Origin of the sequence: Dyella agri (assembly GCF_044904705.1) — a bacterium.
GTDB lineage: Bacteria > Pseudomonadota > Gammaproteobacteria > Xanthomonadales > Rhodanobacteraceae > Rhodanobacter_A > Rhodanobacter_A agri.
The window spans coordinates 1-16,574 of the sequence record NZ_JADIKL010000019.1 but is presented as its reverse complement, the minus strand read 5'-3'; the positions used below and the strand labels follow the sequence as shown (position 1 = coordinate 16,574).

The following is a 16,574-nucleotide window of genomic DNA, read 5'->3' as shown; positions in this document are numbered from 1 at the left end:
AGATGGTGATGCCGGGCGACAACATCAAAATGGTGGTGAGCCTGATCCACCCGATCGCGATGGACCAGGGTCTGCGCTTCGCCATTCGCGAAGGCGGCCGTACCGTCGGCGCCGGCGTGGTGGCCAAGGTCATCAAGTAAGCAGCTTTTGTGAATAGTCCGGCATGGATGCTGGGGTGATCTTTGCCATCAAGGAGGATGGCTGAAACAACCTTCGCGAGGCGAGCGGACTTCCATCCGCTCGCCATCGTGTTTCAAGTTCAAGCCATGTACGCCAGTAGCTCAATTGGCAGAGCAGCGGTCTCCAAAACCGCAGGTTGGGGGTTCGAGTCCCTCCTGGCGTGCCATCTTTCCGAGGATTGACGACGGATGGCGGCGTACCGGGCGCTTCACTCTATCCGGTAGCCGATCATCTGCAGACTGCGCATGAATACCAAGGCAGAACAGCCCAAGGGCACGACCGCCGCCGATATCGGCAAATTGGTGCTGGCCGCCGTGATCCTGGTGGCTGGCATCGTGGCGTACTCGTGGTTCAGCAACGATGCCGGCGTGCCGCCGGTGGCGCGCCTGCTCGGCGTGCTGGCCGCGTTGGTGGTTTCGCTGGCGATCGCCGCGTTTACTGCGCTGGGGCGCCGCGTGCGGCACTTCCTGGCCGAATCGCAGTTCGAAATGCGCAAGGTGGTCTGGCCGACTCGCGACGAGACGATCAAGACCACTGGCATCATCATTCTCGTGGTCATCGTCCTGTCGCTGCTGCTGGGCCTGATCGACCTGATCCTTAAGTCGGTCATTCTCGACTGGCTGCTCAAGCTGTGAGGTCAAAGCCGTGAGCAAGCGTTGGTATGTGGTACACGCCTATTCGGGCTTCGAGAACCAGGTGAAGCGGGCGCTCTCGGAGCGTATCCAGCGCGCCGGGATGGAAGAGAAGTTCGGCGAAGTGCTGGTGCCGACCGAGGAAGTGATCGAAATGCGCGGCGGCCAGAAGCGCCGCAGCGATCGTAAGTTCTTCCCCGGCTACGTGCTGGTGCAGATCGAAACCAACACCGAGGGCAAGGCGCCGCGCATCGACGACGAGTGCTGGCACCTGGTCAAGGAAACGCCGAAGGTGATGGGCTTCATCGGCGGCACCGCCGATCGTCCGCTGCCGATCCGCGACAGCGAAGCCGACACCATCCTCAGCCGCGTGCGCGAAGGCGTGGAAAAGCCCAAGCCCAAGGTGCTGTTCGAGCCGGGCGAGATGGTGCGCGTCACCGACGGCCCGTTCAACGACTTCAACGGCGTGGTCGAGGAAGTCAATTACGAGAAGAGCCGCCTGCGCGTGGCGGTGCTGATCTTCGGCCGCTCTACTCCTGTAGAACTGGAGTTTGGGCAAGTCGAGAAAGCCTGATCTGGCCGGATCGTCCGGGCAGGGCGGCATTGCATCGCACGTTTGCCTCCCCTCCCCTCCGGGGAGAGGATTGAGGTGAGGGGTCGGGGCTTGCGCAGAGGTTGATTCAAAGCGCTACTTCGGTCTGACATCAAGGCCAGGCTGGCCCCTCATCCGGCCCTTCGGGCCACCTTCTCCCGGAGTGGAGAAGGGAGTTCGGCATGGGGCTTGCTTAGAGGCTGGTCAATCTTTATACTGCACGGTTCCCGCCGGGGTCTTTCGACCCGGCGTGTCCGTGTTTCAGGAATCCGCGGGACTGTGGATTCCCCTCTCAACCAGGGAAGTTGCATAGCGAGGAGCCGCAAGGCGCTTGAACTCGCGAGGAAAATCCAATGGCAAAGAAAGTAGTTGGCTACATCAAGCTGCAGGTCAAGGCCGGTCAGGCCAACCCCAGCCCGCCGGTCGGTCCCGCGCTGGGTCAGCGCGGCCTGAACATCATGGAATTCTGCAAGGCGTTCAACGCCGCCACGCAGAAGATGGAGCCGGGTCTCCCGATCCCCGTGATCATCACCGCGTACTCCGACCGCAGCTTCACCTTCATCACCAAGACCCCGCCGGCCTCGATCCTGATCAAGAAGGCCACCGGCGTCGCCAAGGGTTCGTCCAAGCCGAATACCGACAAGGTCGGCAAGATCACCCGCAAGCAGCTGGAAGACGTTGCCAAGCAGAAGGAGCCGGATCTGACGGCTGCGGATCTGGACGCCGCGGTGCGCACCATTGCCGGTAGCGCGCGCAGCATGGGCCTGGTGGTGGAGGGTTAAGACATGGCAAAGATCACCAAGCGTATGAAGGCCGCCCAGGCCGCTGTGCAGCCGGGCAAGGTCTACGGTCTCGAAGAGGCCCTGAAGATCGTCAAGGACAACGCCAAGGCGAAGTTCGCGGAATCCGTCGACGTGGCCGTGCGCCTCGGCATCGACGCCAAGAAGTCCGACCAGGGCGTGCGCGGCTCCTCGCTGCTGCCGCACGGCACCGGCAAGACCGTCAAGGTTGCCGTGTTCTGCCCGGCGGGTGAGAAGGCCGAGGCCGCCAAGGCCGCCGGTGCCGACGCCGTCGGCATGGACGACCTGGCCGAGCGCATGCAGGGCGGCGACCTCGATTTCGGTCGCGTGATCGCCACGCCGGACGCGATGCGCGTGGTCGGCAAGCTGGGTCAGCTGCTCGGCCCGCGCGGCCTGATGCCGAACCCGAAGGATGGCTCGGTGACCGCCGACGTCGTGACCGCGGTGAAGAACGCCAAGGCCGGCCAGGTGAAGTTCCGCAATGACAAGGCGGGCATCATCCACGCCACCATCGGCAAGGCCACGTTCGAGGCCGCGCAGCTCGCGGACAACCTCAACGCGCTGGTCAATGACCTGCTGAAGGCCAAGCCGGCCACGGCCAAGGGCCAGTACCTGCAAAAGGTGGCGCTGTCCAGCACGATGGGCATCGGCGTCGCCGTGGATACCTCGTCGCTGAACATCGCGACCAAGTAAGTAGTGTTTTCCCGCGCGGCAGGTCGCCGCACGGGTCGTTTTTGAGGGCGGCCCCGATCTAGCGATCGGGGCAGCCGTCAAAGACCGCAGGCGCGGTCGGTACGCGACGACGACGGGCAGGGAGCTTGCTCATGGCAGGGAATCGCCGTCGCCGCCAGCCCGGCCGCTTAATCGGATGCACGCATCCGGCCTGCGCAGATGGTGCCGCCCCCACTGGAATGATTCGTCGTTCTGGAAAGGCCACCACCCGGGACGCCCCGCGTCCCCGACGTCACGGAAGGCGTCGCCCAGGACCGCAAGCGGCAGGAGCCGTGAGCGGAGTTCATTTGGAGGAGTGCAATGGCTCTCAATCTGTCCCAGAAGCAAGAAGTAGTCGCCGAGCTGGCAGAAGTCGCCGCGAAGGCTCACTCCCTGGTCGCTGCCGAGTACGCGGGCACCACGGTCGAACAGATGACCGCGATGCGCAAGAAGGCCCGCGAGACTGGTGTGTTCCTGAAGGTTGTCAAGAACACGCTGGCGTCGCGCGCTGTGGCGGGCACCGAGTTCGAGGTCGTCAAAGACGTCCTGACCGGTCCGCTGCTGTACGCGTTCTCGACCGAGGAGCCCGGCGCTGCCGGTCGCCTGATCAAGGAATTCGCGAAGACCAACGAAAAGCTCAAGGCCCGTGTCGTCTCCGTGGAAGGCAAGCTGCTGCCGGCCGCGCACGTCGACGTGCTGGCCTCGCTGCCGACCCGCGAAGAAGCGTTGGCCATGCTGGCCCGCGTACTCGCCGAGCCCGCTGCGATGTTCGCCCGCGCCATCAAGGCCGTGGCCGACAAGCAGGGCGGTGGCGAAGTCGCCGCGGAAGCCACGGCTGAAGCCTAAGTTCGACGCTTATCCCATTCGAATCAATTTCCAGAGGTAAATCAAAATGTCCCTGACCAACGAACAGATCGTTGAAGCCGTCGCCGCCAAGTCGCTGATGGAAGTGATGGAGCTGGTGAAGGCCATCGAAGAGAAGTTTGGCGTGTCCGCCGCTGCCCCGGTCGCCGTGGCTGCTGCTGGCGCCGCTGCCCCGGTCGCCGAGGCGCAGACCGAGTTCGACGTGATCCTGAAGTCCGCCGGCGACAAGAAGGTCGACGTGATCAAGGCCGTCCGCGCGATCACCGGCCTGGGCCTGAAGGAAGCCAAGGACCTCACCGAGGCCGGCGGCGTCCTGAAGGAAGCCGTGTCGAAGGAAGACGCCGACAAGTTCAAGAAGGACCTGGAAGCTGCCGGCGCCACGGTCGAACTGAAGTAATCGGCGCCTTGCGCGCCGTCAGTTTGGCTTAGCGTCACGCGAGCCTGGGGGCGAAAGCCCCCGGGCTTTGACCGCTTCAGAGCCATGTATGGCTCGTCGCACGCCCGGAGTCATGGCTCCGGGCGTGCGGAGCCCGCCTCCGGCGGGCGAGTTCCAAAAGGGCAGGAGCCCTTTTGGAACACATCAGGCACGGATGCCTTTGCTCTAGACCTCTGAGGCATCGCGGCTGTCGATTCACCAGGAGTCGACAACCGCGATCCCCCAGATCCAAGCATCCCAATTCAGCCGGTGCGTGCATCACCGGCGTCACTGCGAACCGAGGCGTCAACCCATGACCTACTCGTTTACCGAGAAGAAGCGCATCCGCAAGGATTTCGGCAAGCGGCCCCCCGTGCTGGGCGTGCCCAACCTGCTGACCATCCAGACTGATTCCTACCGGGAATTCCTGCAGGAGCACGTCGCGCCCAAGCAGCGCGAGGACAAGGGTCTGCATGCCGCCTTGAAGTCGGTGTTCCCGATCGTGAGCTACTCGGGCAACGCGGCACTGGAGTATGTGGACTACCGCCTCGGCGAGCCGGGCTTCGACGAGCGCGAGTGCCGCAACCGCGGCATGACCTTCGGCGCGCCGCTGCGCGTGACCGTGCGCCTGGTGATCTACGACAAGGACAGCCCGGCCTCGAAGAAGGCCGTGAAGTACGTCAAGGAGCAGGAGGTCTACATGGGCGAGATCCCGCTCATGACCGACACCGGCACCTTCATCATCAACGGCACCGAGCGCGTGATCGTCTCGCAGCTGCACCGTTCGCCGGGCGTGTTCTTCGATCACGACCGCGGCAAGACGCACAGCTCGGGCAAGCTGCTGTTCTCCGCCCGCGTGATCCCTTACCGCGGCTCGTGGCTGGACTTCGAGTTCGACCCGAAGGACGCGCTGTTCACCCGTATCGACCGTCGCCGCAAGCTGCCGGTGACCGTGCTGCTGCGCGCGCTGGGCTACAGCAACGAAGAGATGCTGGCCATCTTCTTCGAGCACAACGTGTTCCACCTGGGCGCCAAGGGCGGCACCACGCTGGAGCTGGTCGCCGAGCGCCTGCGCGGCGAGACGCTGTCGTTCGATCTGGCGATCGGCGGCAAGGTGTTGGTGGAAGCCGGCAAGCGCATCACTGCGCGCCACGTGCGCCAGCTGGCGGCCGAGAACATCACCGCGCTGGAAGTGCCGGACGACTACCCGGTGGGTCGCATCCTGGCGATCGACGTCGTCGACCCGAAGACCGGCGAGCTGCTGGCCTCGGCCAATGACGAGATCACCGCCGAGCAGCTGGAGAACTTCCGCAAGGCCGGCATCGACGTCGTGCCGACGCTGTACGTCAACGACCTCGACCGCGGTGCGTACATCTCGCACACCTTGCGCATCGACAACACCCGCACTCCGCTGGAGGCGCTGGTGGAAATCTACCGCATGATGCGTCCGGGCGAGCCGCCGACGAAGGACGCTGCGCAAAACCTGTTCTTCAACCTGTTCTTCACCTTCGACCGCTACGACCTGTCGGCCGTGGGCCGCATGAAGTTCAACCGTCGCGTGGGTCGCAAGGACATCCTCGGTCCGGGCGTGCTGTACGACCACAAGTACTTCAGCGAGCGCAAGGAAGAGGAGTCCCAGCGCCTGGTCAAGGCACAGGGCGAGAGCTCCGACATTCTCGACGTGCTGAAGGTGCTGATCGACATCAAGAACGGCCACGGCACCGTGGACGACATCGATCACCTCGGCAACCGTCGCGTGCGCTCGGTCGGCGAGATGACCGAGAACACCTTCCGCATCGGCCTGGTGCGCGTGGAGCGCGCGGTGCGCGAGCGCCTGAGCCTCGCCGAGGCCGACGGCCTGACCCCGCAGGACCTGATCAACGCCAAGCCGGTCGCGGCGGCGGTGAAGGAGTTCTTCGGCTCCTCGCAGCTCTCGCAGTTCATGGACCAGAACAACCCGCTGTCGGAAGTGACGCACAAGCGCCGCGTCTCCGCGCTGGGCCCGGGCGGCCTGACCCGCGAGCGCGCCGGCTTCGAAGTGCGCGACGTGCATCCGACCCACTACGGCCGCGTCTGCACCATCGAAACGCCGGAAGGCCCGAACATCGGCCTGATCAACTCGCTCGCCGTGTACGCGCGCACCAACCAGTACGGCTTCCTGGAGACGCCGTACCGCAAGGTGGCGAACGCCAAGGTCACCGACAAGGTGGATTACCTGTCGGCGATCGAGGAGGGCGACCACGTGATCGCCCAGGCGAACTCCCCGCTGGACAAGCATGGCGCCTTCGTCGAAGAGTTCGTGTCCTGCCGTTTCCGCGGCGAGTCCGAGCTGCGCCCGGCGTCTGAAGTCGACTACATGGACGTCTCGCCGATGCAGACCGTGTCGGTGGCGGCGGCGCTGGTGCCGTTCCTCGAGCACGACGACGCGAACCGCGCGCTGATGGGCGCGAACATGCAGCGCCAGGCCGTGCCGACGCTGCGCTCGCAGACCCCGCTGGTGGGCACCGGCATCGAGCGCGCCGTGGCGCGCGACTCGGGCGTCATCGTCAGCGCGAAGCGCGGCGGCGTGATCGACCAGGTCGACGCCGGCCGTATCGTGGTGCGCGTGAACGAGGCCGAGGTGGGCGAGAACGACGCCGGCGTCGACATCTACACGCTGACCAAGTACACCCGTTCCAACCAGAACACCAACCTCAACCAGCGTCCGCTGGTGAACGTGGGCGACGTGGTGGCGAAGGGCGACACGCTGGCCGACGGTTCGTCGACCGATCTGGGCGAGCTCGCGCTCGGCCAGAACATGCTGATCGCCTTCATGCCGTGGAACGGTTACAACTTCGAAGACTCGATCCTGCTGTCCGAGCGCGTCGTGCAGGAAGACCGCTACACCTCGATCCACATCGAGGAGCTGGCCTGCGTCGCGCGCGATACCAAGCTGGGCGCCGAGGAAATCACCGCCGACATCCCGAACGTGGGTGAGCAGGCGCTGGCCCGCCTCGACGAGAGCGGCATCGTCTACATCGGCGCCGAGGTGAAGGCGGGCGACATCCTGGTCGGCAAGGTCACGCCGAAGGGCGAGAGCCAGCTGACGCCGGAAGAGAAGCTGCTGCGCGCGATCTTCGGCGAGAAGGCGTCCGACGTGAAGGACAGCTCGCTGCGCGTGCCGCCGGGCATGGACGGCACCGTCATCGACGTGCAGGTGTTCACCCGCGACGGCATCGAGAAGGACAAGCGCGCGCGCCAGATTGAGGAAACCGAGGTCAAGCGCATCCGCAAGGACTTCGACGACCAGTTCCGCATCCTGGAAGGCGCGATCTACAACCGCATGCGCGTCCAGCTGGTCGGCCAGAGCGCGATGAGCGGTCCTGGCGGCCTGAAGCGCGGCGCCGAGATCACCAATGCCTACCTCGACGGCCTGAAGAAGGACGACTGGTTCAAGATCAACGTCAAGGACGAGGCGGTCACCGAGTTCCTCGAGCGCGCGGCCGAGCAGGTCAAGCGTCACCGGGAGGAGTTCGACAAGCGCTTCAAGGAGAAGCAGGGCAAGATCACCCAGGGCGACGACCTCGCGCCGGGCGTGCTGAAGATGGTCAAGGTGTTCCTGGCCGTGAAGCGCCGCATTCAGCCGGGCGACAAGATGGCCGGCCGTCACGGCAACAAGGGCGTGGTCTCCAACGTGGTGCCGGTCGAGGACATGCCGTTCATGGCGGACGGTACCTCGATGGACATCTGCCTGAACCCGCTGGGCGTGCCGAGCCGTATGAACATCGGCCAGATCCTGGAAGTGCATCTGGGCTGGGCGGCCAAGGGCCTGGGCAAGAAGATCCAGCAGATGATCGAGGCGCAGGCCAAGGTCAAGCAGGTTCGCGAGTTCCTCGACCAGATCTACAACCACCACGTCGCCGGTGCCGTGCAGCACGTCGATCTGAAGTCGCTCACCGACGAGGAAATCCTCACCCTGGCGGGCAACCTGCAGGAAGGCGTGCCGATGGCCACGCCGGTGTTCGACGGTGCCGAGGAAACCGAGATCAAGGCGATGCTGAAGCTGGCGGATCTGCCGGAATCCGGTCAGACCACGCTGTACGACGGCCGTACCGGCGAGGCGTTCGATCGTCCGGTCACCGTGGGCTACATGCATTACCTGAAGCTCAACCACCTGGTCGACGACAAGATGCACGCCCGCTCGACCGGCCCGTACTCGTTGGTCACCCAGCAGCCGCTGGGCGGCAAGGCGCAGTTCGGCGGCCAGCGCTTCGGCGAAATGGAAGTCTGGGCGCTGGAAGCCTACGGCGCGGCCTACACCTTGCAGGAAATGCTGACGGTGAAGTCCGACGACGTGCAGGGCCGCAACCAGATGTACAAGAACATCGTCGACGGCAACCACGAGATGGCCGCGGGCATGCCGGAGTCCTTCAACGTGCTGGTGAAGGAAATCCGCTCGCTCGGCATCGACATCGACCTGGAAGAGATCAAGTGATGGACGGATTCCGGAATTCGGGGACGCGTGGGGACCGGCAACGGCCCCGCTTCCCGGATTCCGGAGCCCTGAACCCTACCGCCTGATCCACTGGCCCCGTCCAAGAATTTGCTCCGATCGGAGACTCCCATGAAAGACCTGCTCAACCTGTTCAACCAGCAGCGCGCCACGCCCGAGTTCGACGCGATCAAGATCGCGCTGGCCTCGCCGGAGCTGATCCGCTCGTGGTCGTACGGCGAAGTGAAGAAGCCGGAGACGATCAACTACCGTACGTTCAAGCCGGAGCGTGACGGTCTGTTCTGCGCTGCCATCTTCGGTCCGGTGAAGGACTACGAGTGCCTGTGCGGCAAGTACAAGCGCATGAAGCACCGCGGCGTGGTCTGCGAGAAGTGCGGTACCGAAGTCACCCTGGCCAAGGTGCGCCGCGAGCGCATGGGCCACATCGAGCTGGCTTCGCCCACCGCGCACATCTGGTTCCTCAAGTCGCTGCCGTCGCGCATCGGCCTGATGCTGGACATGACCCTGCGCGACATCGAGCGCATCCTGTACTTCGAAGCCTTCGTGGTGATCGATCCGGGCCTGACTGCGCTTGAGCGCGGCCAGCTGCTCAGCGAAGACCAGTACCTCGAGGCCGTCGAGGAGCACGGCGACGAGTTCGACGCCCGCATGGGTGCCGAGGCCGTCTACGAGCTGCTGAAGTCGCTGGACCTGCCGGGCGAAGTGATCCGCCTGAAGGAAGAAATCGCCTCCACCAATTCCGAGACCAAGCTGAAGCGCCTGACCAAGCGCGTCAAGCTGATCGAGGCCTTCCTGGAATCCGGCAACAAGCCGGAGTGGATGGTGCTGACCGTGCTGCCGGTGCTGCCGCCGGACCTGCGTCCGCTGGTGCCGCTGGATGGCGGTCGTTTCGCGACGTCTGACCTGAACGACCTGTATCGCCGCGTCATCAACCGCAACAACCGCCTGAAGCGTCTGCTTGAGCTCAACGCGCCTGACATCATCGTGCGCAACGAGAAGCGCATGCTGCAGGAGTCGGTCGACGCGCTGCTCGACAACGGCCGCCGCGGCCGTGCCATCACCGGCACGAACAAGCGCGCGCTGAAGTCGCTGGCCGACATGATCAAGGGCAAGCAGGGCCGCTTCCGCCAGAACCTGCTCGGCAAGCGCGTGGACTACTCCGGCCGTTCGGTGATCACCGTGGGCCCGACGCTGCGCCTGCACCAGTGCGGCCTGCCCAAGAAGATGGCGCTGGAGCTGTTCAAGCCGTTCATCTTCGCCAAGCTGCAGGCACGCGGCGAAGCCACCACGATCAAGGCCGCCAAGAAGCTCGTCGAGCGCGAGGAAGGCCAGGTGTGGGACATCCTCGAAGAGGTGATCCGCGAGCATCCGGTGCTGCTGAATCGTGCGCCGACGCTGCACCGCCTCGGCATCCAGGCGTTCGAGCCGATCCTGATCGAAGGCAAGGCGATCCAGCTGCATCCGCTGGTGTGTACCGCGTTCAACGCGGACTTCGACGGCGACCAGATGGCCGTGCACGTGCCGCTGTCGATCGAGGCGCAGCTGGAAGCGCGCGCCTTGATGATGTCGACCAACAACATCCTGTCGCCCGCCAACGGCGAGCCGATCATCGTGCCGACGCAGGACGTGGTGCTGGGCCTGTACTACATGACCCGCGAGCTGGTGAACGCGAAGGGCACCGGCATGGTGTTCTCGGGCATCAGCGAAGTGCGCCGCGCCTATGACAACCGTGCGGTCGAGCTGCACGCCAAGGTCAAGGTGCGCCTGAAGCAGGTGCGTCTGGCCGACAACGGCGAGCGTCACAGCGAGCTTGCGCTGGTCGAGACCACCGTGGGCCGCGCGCTGCTTGCCGAGATCCTGCCGGAAGGTCTGCCGTTCCAGCTCGCCAACACCGAGCTGACCAAGAAGGCCATCTCGCGCCTGATCAATGCCAGCTACCGTCGTCTGGGCTTGAAGGAAACGGTGATCTTCGCCGACAAGCTGATGTACACCGGCTACCGTTTCGCGACGCGCGCCGGCATCTCCATCGGCATCGACGACATGAAGATCCCGGCCGAGAAGAAGGCGATCCTCGAGGAAGCCGAGAAGGAAGTCGTCGAGATCCAGCAGCAGTACCAGTCGGGTTTGGTCACCGCCGGCGAGCGCTACAACAAGGTGGTCGACATCTGGTCGCGCACCAACGAGCTGGTGGCCAAGGCGATGATCGACGGCATCGGCACCGAGACGGTGACCGACAGCGCGGGCAAGCAGGTCGCCCAGAAGTCGATGAACTCGCTGTACATCATGGCCGACTCCGGCGCCCGTGGTTCGGTGGCGCAGATCCGTCAGCTGGCCGGCATGCGCGGCCTGATGGCGCGTCCGGACGGCTCGATCATCGAGACGCCCATCAAGGCGAACTTCCGCGAAGGCCTGAACGTTCTGCAGTACTTCAACTCGACGCACGGCGCCCGCAAGGGCCTGGCGGATACGGCGCTGAAGACCGCGAACTCCGGTTACCTCACCCGCCGTCTGGTGGACGTGGCGCAGGACGTGGTGGTCACCATGGACGACTGCGGCACCGAGGAAGGCCTGATCATGCAGCCGATCGTGGAAGGCGGCGACGTGGTCGAGCCGCTGCGCGAGCGCGTGCTGGGCCGCGTGGTGGTCGAGGACGTCTACGCCCCCGGCAACGACGACCAGCCCATCGTCGAGCGCGACACCTTGCTCAACGAAGCGCTGGTGGAGAAGCTGGACAAGGCCGGCGTGCAGTCGATCAAGGTGCGTTCGCCGATCACCTGTTCCGCCAGCCATGGCGTGTGCAAGCTGTGCTACGGCCGCGATCTGGCCCGTGGCCACCTGGTCAACATGGGCGAGGCCGTGGGCGTGGTTGCCGCGCAGTCGATCGGCGAGCCCGGTACCCAGCTGACCATGCGTACCTTCCACATTGGCGGCGCGGCTTCGCGTGCGGCTGCGGTGGACAACGTGACGGTGAAGACCACCGGCACGCTGAAGTTCAACAACATCAAGACTGTGCAGCACGCCCAGGGCCACCTGGTGGCCGTGTCGCGTTCGGGCGAAGTGTCGGTGCTCGACACCAGCGGCCGCGAGCGCGAGCGCTACAAGGTGCCTTACGGCGCCACCATCGCGGTCAAGGACGGCGCTTCGGTCAAGGCCGGCCAGGCCGTGGCCAACTGGGATCCGCACACCCATCCGATCGTGTCGGAAGTGGCCGGTACGGTGCGCTTCATCGACTTCATCGATGGCGTCACCGTGCAGAGCCAGACCGACGAGCTGACCGGCCTGGAGTCGGCGGTGGTGACCGATCCGAAGCGCCGCGGTACGGCTGCCAAGGATCTGCGCCCCATCGTGCGCCTGGAAGACGCCAAGGGCCGCGAGCTGAAGCTGCCGGGCACCGACGTGCCGGCGCAGTACATGCTGCCGGCCGGCGCCATCGTGTTGATCCAGAACGGTGCCGCGGTGGGCGTGGGCGACGTGGTGGCGCGTATTCCGCAGGACGCCTCCAAGACCCGCGACATCACCGGCGGTCTGCCCCGCGTGGCCGACTTGTTCGAAGCGCGCAAGCCGAAGGAGCCGGCGATCCTGGCCGAGCGTTCGGGCGTGATCAGCTTCGGCAAGGACACCAAGGGCAAGCAACGCCTGATCATCAAGGACGTCGATGGCAACGAGCACGAGGAGCTGATTCCCAAGTGGCGTCAGGTCATCGTGTTCGAAGGCGAACACGTGGAGAAGGGCGAGACCGTGGTGGACGGCGAGCCCAGCCCGCACGACATCCTGCGCCTGCTGGGCGTGGAGCCGCTGGCTGGCTACCTGGTCAAGGAAATCCAGGACGTCTACCGTCTGCAGGGCGTGAAGATCAACGACAAGCACATCGAAGCGATCATTCGCCAGATGCTGCGCAAGGTCGAGATCACCGAGCCCGGCGACAGCCACTACCTGCGCGGCGAACAGGTGGAGCGCGTGCGCATCAATGCCGAGAACGACCGTGCGGAGAGCAAGGGCGAGCGTCCGGCCCAGTACCAGTCGGTGCTGCTGGGCATCACTAAGGCCTCGCTGGCCACCGAGTCGTTCATCTCGGCGGCTTCGTTCCAGGAGACCACCCGCGTCCTCACCGAGGCGGCGGTCCGCGGCACGCGCGATACCTTGCGAGGCCTGAAGGAAAATGTTATCGTCGGCCGTCTGATTCCCGCAGGTACCGGCCTGGCGTATCACGCCTCGCGTCGCAGCCAGGGCGGCTTGACCGCCTCGGAGCTGGAGACGCTCTCGGGTACCGCTACCGCCGTCTCGTTCGCCGAGGCGTCGGCCGGCAGTGAAAGTGGTGTCGAGTAAGCCCGCTCCGGGTCTTGCTCGCTAGACATACGAAATGAGGTGCACGGATGCACCTCGTGTTCGGGTCATGGAAGGCGGGACGCTGGCTTGTCTGTGACAGGCCGTCCGTGTTATATTCCCGCTTCTTGGCAGACCGAGCTTGTTCGGGCTGCCTTTATGTTTTCAGAATAGGCTACGCATGGCGACTATCAACCAGTTGGTGCGCAAATCCCGCAGCCCGAAGAGCTACAAGAGCGATTCGCCTGCCCTGCAGAACAGCCCGCAGCGTCGCGGCGTCTGCACGCGCGTTTATACGACCACTCCGAAAAAGCCGAACTCGGCGCTGCGTAAGGTTGCCAAGGTGCGCCTGACCAACGGCTACGAGGTCATCAGCTACATCGGTGGCGAAGGTCACAACCTGCAGGAGCACTCGGTGGTGCTCATCCGTGGCGGTCGTGTGAAGGATTTGCCGGGCGTGCGCTACCACACGGTGCGCGGCAGTCTCGACTGCGCCGGCGTGACCAAGCGTCGCCAGTCGCGTTCGAAGTACGGCGCCAAGCGCCCGAAAGCCTGAGCTTAGGAATTAACTATGTCGCGTAAAGGTTCCCATCCCGCCCGTCTGGTGCTGCCCGATCCCAAGCACGGCAGCCAGCTGATCGCCCGCTTCATCAACATGGTGATGAAGAGCGGCAAGAAGTCGGTGGCCGAGAGCATCGTCTACGGTGCGCTGGATCATCTGGGCGAGAAGCACGCCGAGCCGGTGGCTCTGGTCGAGAAGGCGCTGAACAATGTCGCGCCCGCCGTCGAGGTGAAGTCGCGCCGTGTCGGTGGCGCCACCTACCAGGTGCCGGTGGAAGTGCGTCCGGGTCGCCGTATGGCGCTGGCCATGCGCTGGGTGATCGAGGCTGCGCGCAAGCGTGGCGAGACCTCGATGCCGCGCAAGCTGGCTGCCGAGCTGCAGGAAGCTTCCGAAAGCCGCGGTGGCGCTGCCAAGAAGCGCGAGGAAACTCATCGCATGGCGGAAGCCAACAAGGCCTTCTCGCACTACCGCTGGTAATCAGCGGAAGTGTTGTGCCGCCCTGAAGGGCGGCACAAAGCCGGCCGGCATTCTTGCCGGATTTTTTCATGACTAGAGCGGCCCGGATGGCCGCCATTGCCCATTCGGGGATGGATCTCCGTCGGATACGACTATGGCACGCACCACTCCCATCGAGCGCTACCGCAACTTCGGCATCATGGCCCACATCGATGCCGGCAAGACCACGACCACGGAGCGCATCCTGTTCTACACCGGCGTCTCGCACAAGATTGGCGAGGTGCACGACGGTGCGGCCACGATGGACTGGATGGAGCAGGAGCAGGAGCGCGGCATCACCATCACTTCCGCCGCCACCACGGCGTTCTGGAAGGGCATGGATGGTTCGATGGAGCAGCACCGCTTCAACATCATCGACACCCCCGGGCACGTCGACTTCACCATCGAGGTGGAGCGTTCGCTGCGCGTGCTCGACGGCGCGGTGTTCGTGCTGTGCGCGGTCGGTGGCGTGCAGCCGCAGTCCGAGACCGTGTGGCGCCAGGCCAACAAGTACAAGGTGCCGCGCCTTGCGTTCGTCAACAAGATGGACCGCACCGGCGCGAACTTCGACAAGGTCGTCGGCCAGCTGAAGGCGCGCCTGGGTGCGCACCCGGTGCCGATGGTCGTGCCGATCGGCGCCGAGGACAACTTCGAGGGCGTGGTCGACCTGCTCAAGATGAAGGCGATCGTGTGGGACATGGCGTCCCAGGGCATGAAGTTCGAGTACGCGGACATCCCGGCGAACCTCAAGGACAAGGCGGATGAAGCGCACAGCTTCATGGTCGAGTCTGCGGCCGAAGCCAGCGAAGACCTGATGAACAAGTACCTCGAAGAGGGTTCCCTCAGCGAGGATGAGATCATCGCGGGCCTGCGCCAGCGCACCCTTTCCAGCGAGATCATTCCGGTCTACTGCGGCACCGCCTTCAAGAACAAGGGCGTGCAGGCGATGCTGGACGCGGTGGTGCATCTGCTGCCGTCGCCGGTGGATCGTCCGCCGGTGACCGGCATGGACGAGAACGACCACGAGGCGACCCGCAAGGCGGACGACGCCGCGCCGTTCTCCGCGCTCGCGTTCAAGATCATGACCGATCCGTTCGTCGGTTCGCTGACCTTCTTCCGCGTCTACTCGGGCGTGCTGAATGCCGGCGACGCCGTCTACAACCCGGTGAAGTCGAAGAAGGAGCGCATCGGCCGCATCCTGCAGATGCACGCGAACGATCGCCATGAACTGAAGGAAGTCCGCGCGGGCGATATCGCCGCCGCGGTCGGCCTGAAGGACGTGACGACCGGCGACACGCTGTGCGCGCAGGATCACGTGATCACCCTGGAGCGCATGACGTTCCCGGAGCCGGTGATCTCGATGGCGGTCGAGCCGAAGACCAAGTCCGACCAGGAAAAGATGGGTATCGCGCTGGGCCGTCTGGCCGCCGAGGATCCGTCCTTCCGCGTGCGCACCGACGAGGAATCCGGCCAGACCATCATCTCGGGCATGGGCGAGCTGCACCTCGACATCATCGTCGACCGCATGAAGCGCGAGTTCAACGTCGAGGCGAACGTCGGCAAGCCGCAGGTGGCCTACCGCGAGACGATCCGCAGCAGCGACGTGAAGTCCGACTACAAGCACGCCAAGCAGTCCGGCGGTAAGGGTCAGTACGGTCACGTGGTGATCGAGATGTCGCCGATCAGCGAAGCTGATCGTGCCGACGAGAAACTGTCCGCGGCGATCAAGGACGACTTCCTGTTCATCAACGACATCACCGGCGGCGTGATCCCGAAGGAATTCATTCCTTCGGTCGAAAAGGGTCTGCGCGAAACCATCACCAGCGGTCCGCTGGCGGGTTTCCCGGTGGTGGGCGTCAAGGTGAAGCTGGTGTTCGGTTCCTACCACGACGTCGACTCGTCCGAAATGGCGTTCAAGCTGGCTGCCTCGATGGCGTTCAAGCAGGGCTTCGCGAAGGCTTCGCCGGTCCTGCTCGAGCCGATCATGAAGGTCGAGGTGGTGACGCCGGAGGACTACGTCGGCGACGTGATGGGCGACATGAGCCGTCGTCGCGGCATTCTGCGCGGCCAGGAAGACACGCCGTCGGGCAAGACCATCGACGCGTTCGTTCCGCTGGGCGAGATGTTCGGCTACGCCACGACCATCCGGTCGCTGACGCAGGGTCGCGCTACCTTCACGATGGAGTTCGATCACTACGCTGAGGCGCCGAACAACATCGCCGAGCAAGTGGTCAAGAAAGCCTGATTTCTGCGGTCGTTCACGACCGCAGAAATCGTAAGCAAACAGTGCGGCCCCTCCGGGGCCGCGTAAGTGAAACGACGCGGCGGTCGCCGCACTGACAGAAGTTCTATCTAGAGGTCTCAAGTCATGGCAAAGGGCAAGTTCGAGCGCACCAAGCCCCACGTGAACGTGGGTACGATCGGTCACGTGGACCACGGCAAGACGACGCTGACGGCGGCGCTGACGAAGGTCGGTGCGGAGCGTTTCGGCGGCGAATTCAAGGCCTA

General features: G+C 64.6%; 13 protein-coding genes and 1 tRNA gene. All 14 read left to right on the top strand.

Annotated elements, in window-relative coordinates; genetic code table 11:
- Nucleotides 1-140, top strand: a 140-nt coding sequence (locus ISP14_RS18600; RefSeq protein ID WP_449757830.1) for an EF-Tu C-terminal domain-related protein, incomplete at its 5' end; no start/stop codon positions are given.
- A 130-nt stretch (nucleotides 141-270) separates the two neighbouring features.
- Nucleotides 271-346, top strand: a tRNA-Trp gene (locus ISP14_RS18595).
- 79 nt (nucleotides 347-425) lie between these two features.
- Entirely contained in the window at nucleotides 426-815 is a 390-nt protein-coding gene (gene secE, locus ISP14_RS18590; protein WP_404542853.1) for a preprotein translocase subunit SecE, read from the top strand.
- A gap of 10 nt (nucleotides 816-825) precedes the next feature.
- The gene (nusG, locus tag ISP14_RS18585) at nucleotides 826-1,386 is read left to right on the top strand and encodes a transcription termination/antitermination protein NusG (RefSeq protein ID WP_367853349.1); all 561 of its coding nucleotides are present in this window, start codon (nucleotides 826-828) and stop codon (nucleotides 1,384-1,386) included.
- 371 nt (nucleotides 1,387-1,757) lie between these two features.
- Nucleotides 1,758-2,186, top strand: a complete 429-nt coding sequence (gene rplK / locus ISP14_RS18580) for a 50S ribosomal protein L11 (protein ID WP_404542847.1) — start codon at nucleotides 1,758-1,760, stop codon at nucleotides 2,184-2,186.
- A gap of 3 nt (nucleotides 2,187-2,189) precedes the next feature.
- A complete protein-coding gene (gene rplA, locus ISP14_RS18575; protein WP_404542845.1) occupies nucleotides 2,190-2,897 on the top strand; it encodes a 50S ribosomal protein L1 in 708 nt (235 codons plus the stop codon).
- Nucleotides 2,898-3,236: 339 nt separating this feature from the next.
- Entirely contained in the window at nucleotides 3,237-3,761 is a 525-nt protein-coding gene (gene rplJ / locus ISP14_RS18570; RefSeq protein ID WP_404542841.1) for a 50S ribosomal protein L10, read from the top strand.
- A gap of 46 nt (nucleotides 3,762-3,807) precedes the next feature.
- A complete protein-coding gene (gene rplL, locus ISP14_RS18565; RefSeq protein WP_404542839.1) occupies nucleotides 3,808-4,176 on the top strand; it encodes a 50S ribosomal protein L7/L12 in 369 nt (122 codons plus the stop codon).
- Nucleotides 4,177-4,507: 331 nt separating this feature from the next.
- Nucleotides 4,508-8,668: a DNA-directed RNA polymerase subunit beta gene (rpoB, locus tag ISP14_RS18560; RefSeq protein WP_404542837.1), complete on the top strand. Its 4,161-nt coding sequence runs from the start codon at nucleotides 4,508-4,510 to the stop codon at nucleotides 8,666-8,668.
- 129 nt (nucleotides 8,669-8,797) lie between these two features.
- A complete protein-coding gene (gene rpoC / locus ISP14_RS18555) occupies nucleotides 8,798-13,012 on the top strand; it encodes a DNA-directed RNA polymerase subunit beta' (protein ID WP_404542835.1) in 4,215 nt (1,404 codons plus the stop codon).
- A 178-nt stretch (nucleotides 13,013-13,190) separates the two neighbouring features.
- Nucleotides 13,191-13,565 (top strand): 30S ribosomal protein S12, encoded by a 375-nt coding sequence (gene rpsL / locus ISP14_RS18550; RefSeq protein ID WP_077481292.1) that lies wholly within the window; start codon nucleotides 13,191-13,193, stop codon nucleotides 13,563-13,565.
- 15 nt (nucleotides 13,566-13,580) lie between these two features.
- Entirely contained in the window at nucleotides 13,581-14,048 is a 468-nt protein-coding gene (rpsG, locus tag ISP14_RS18545; RefSeq protein WP_404542833.1) for a 30S ribosomal protein S7, read from the top strand.
- Between the two features lie 133 nt (nucleotides 14,049-14,181).
- Complete coding sequence (gene fusA / locus ISP14_RS18540) at nucleotides 14,182-16,311, top strand: elongation factor G (protein WP_404542831.1); 2,130 nt, start codon at nucleotides 14,182-14,184, stop codon at nucleotides 16,309-16,311.
- A 123-nt stretch (nucleotides 16,312-16,434) separates the two neighbouring features.
- Nucleotides 16,435-16,574, top strand: a 140-nt coding sequence (locus ISP14_RS18535; protein WP_239536270.1) for a GTP-binding protein, incomplete at its 3' end; no start/stop codon positions are given.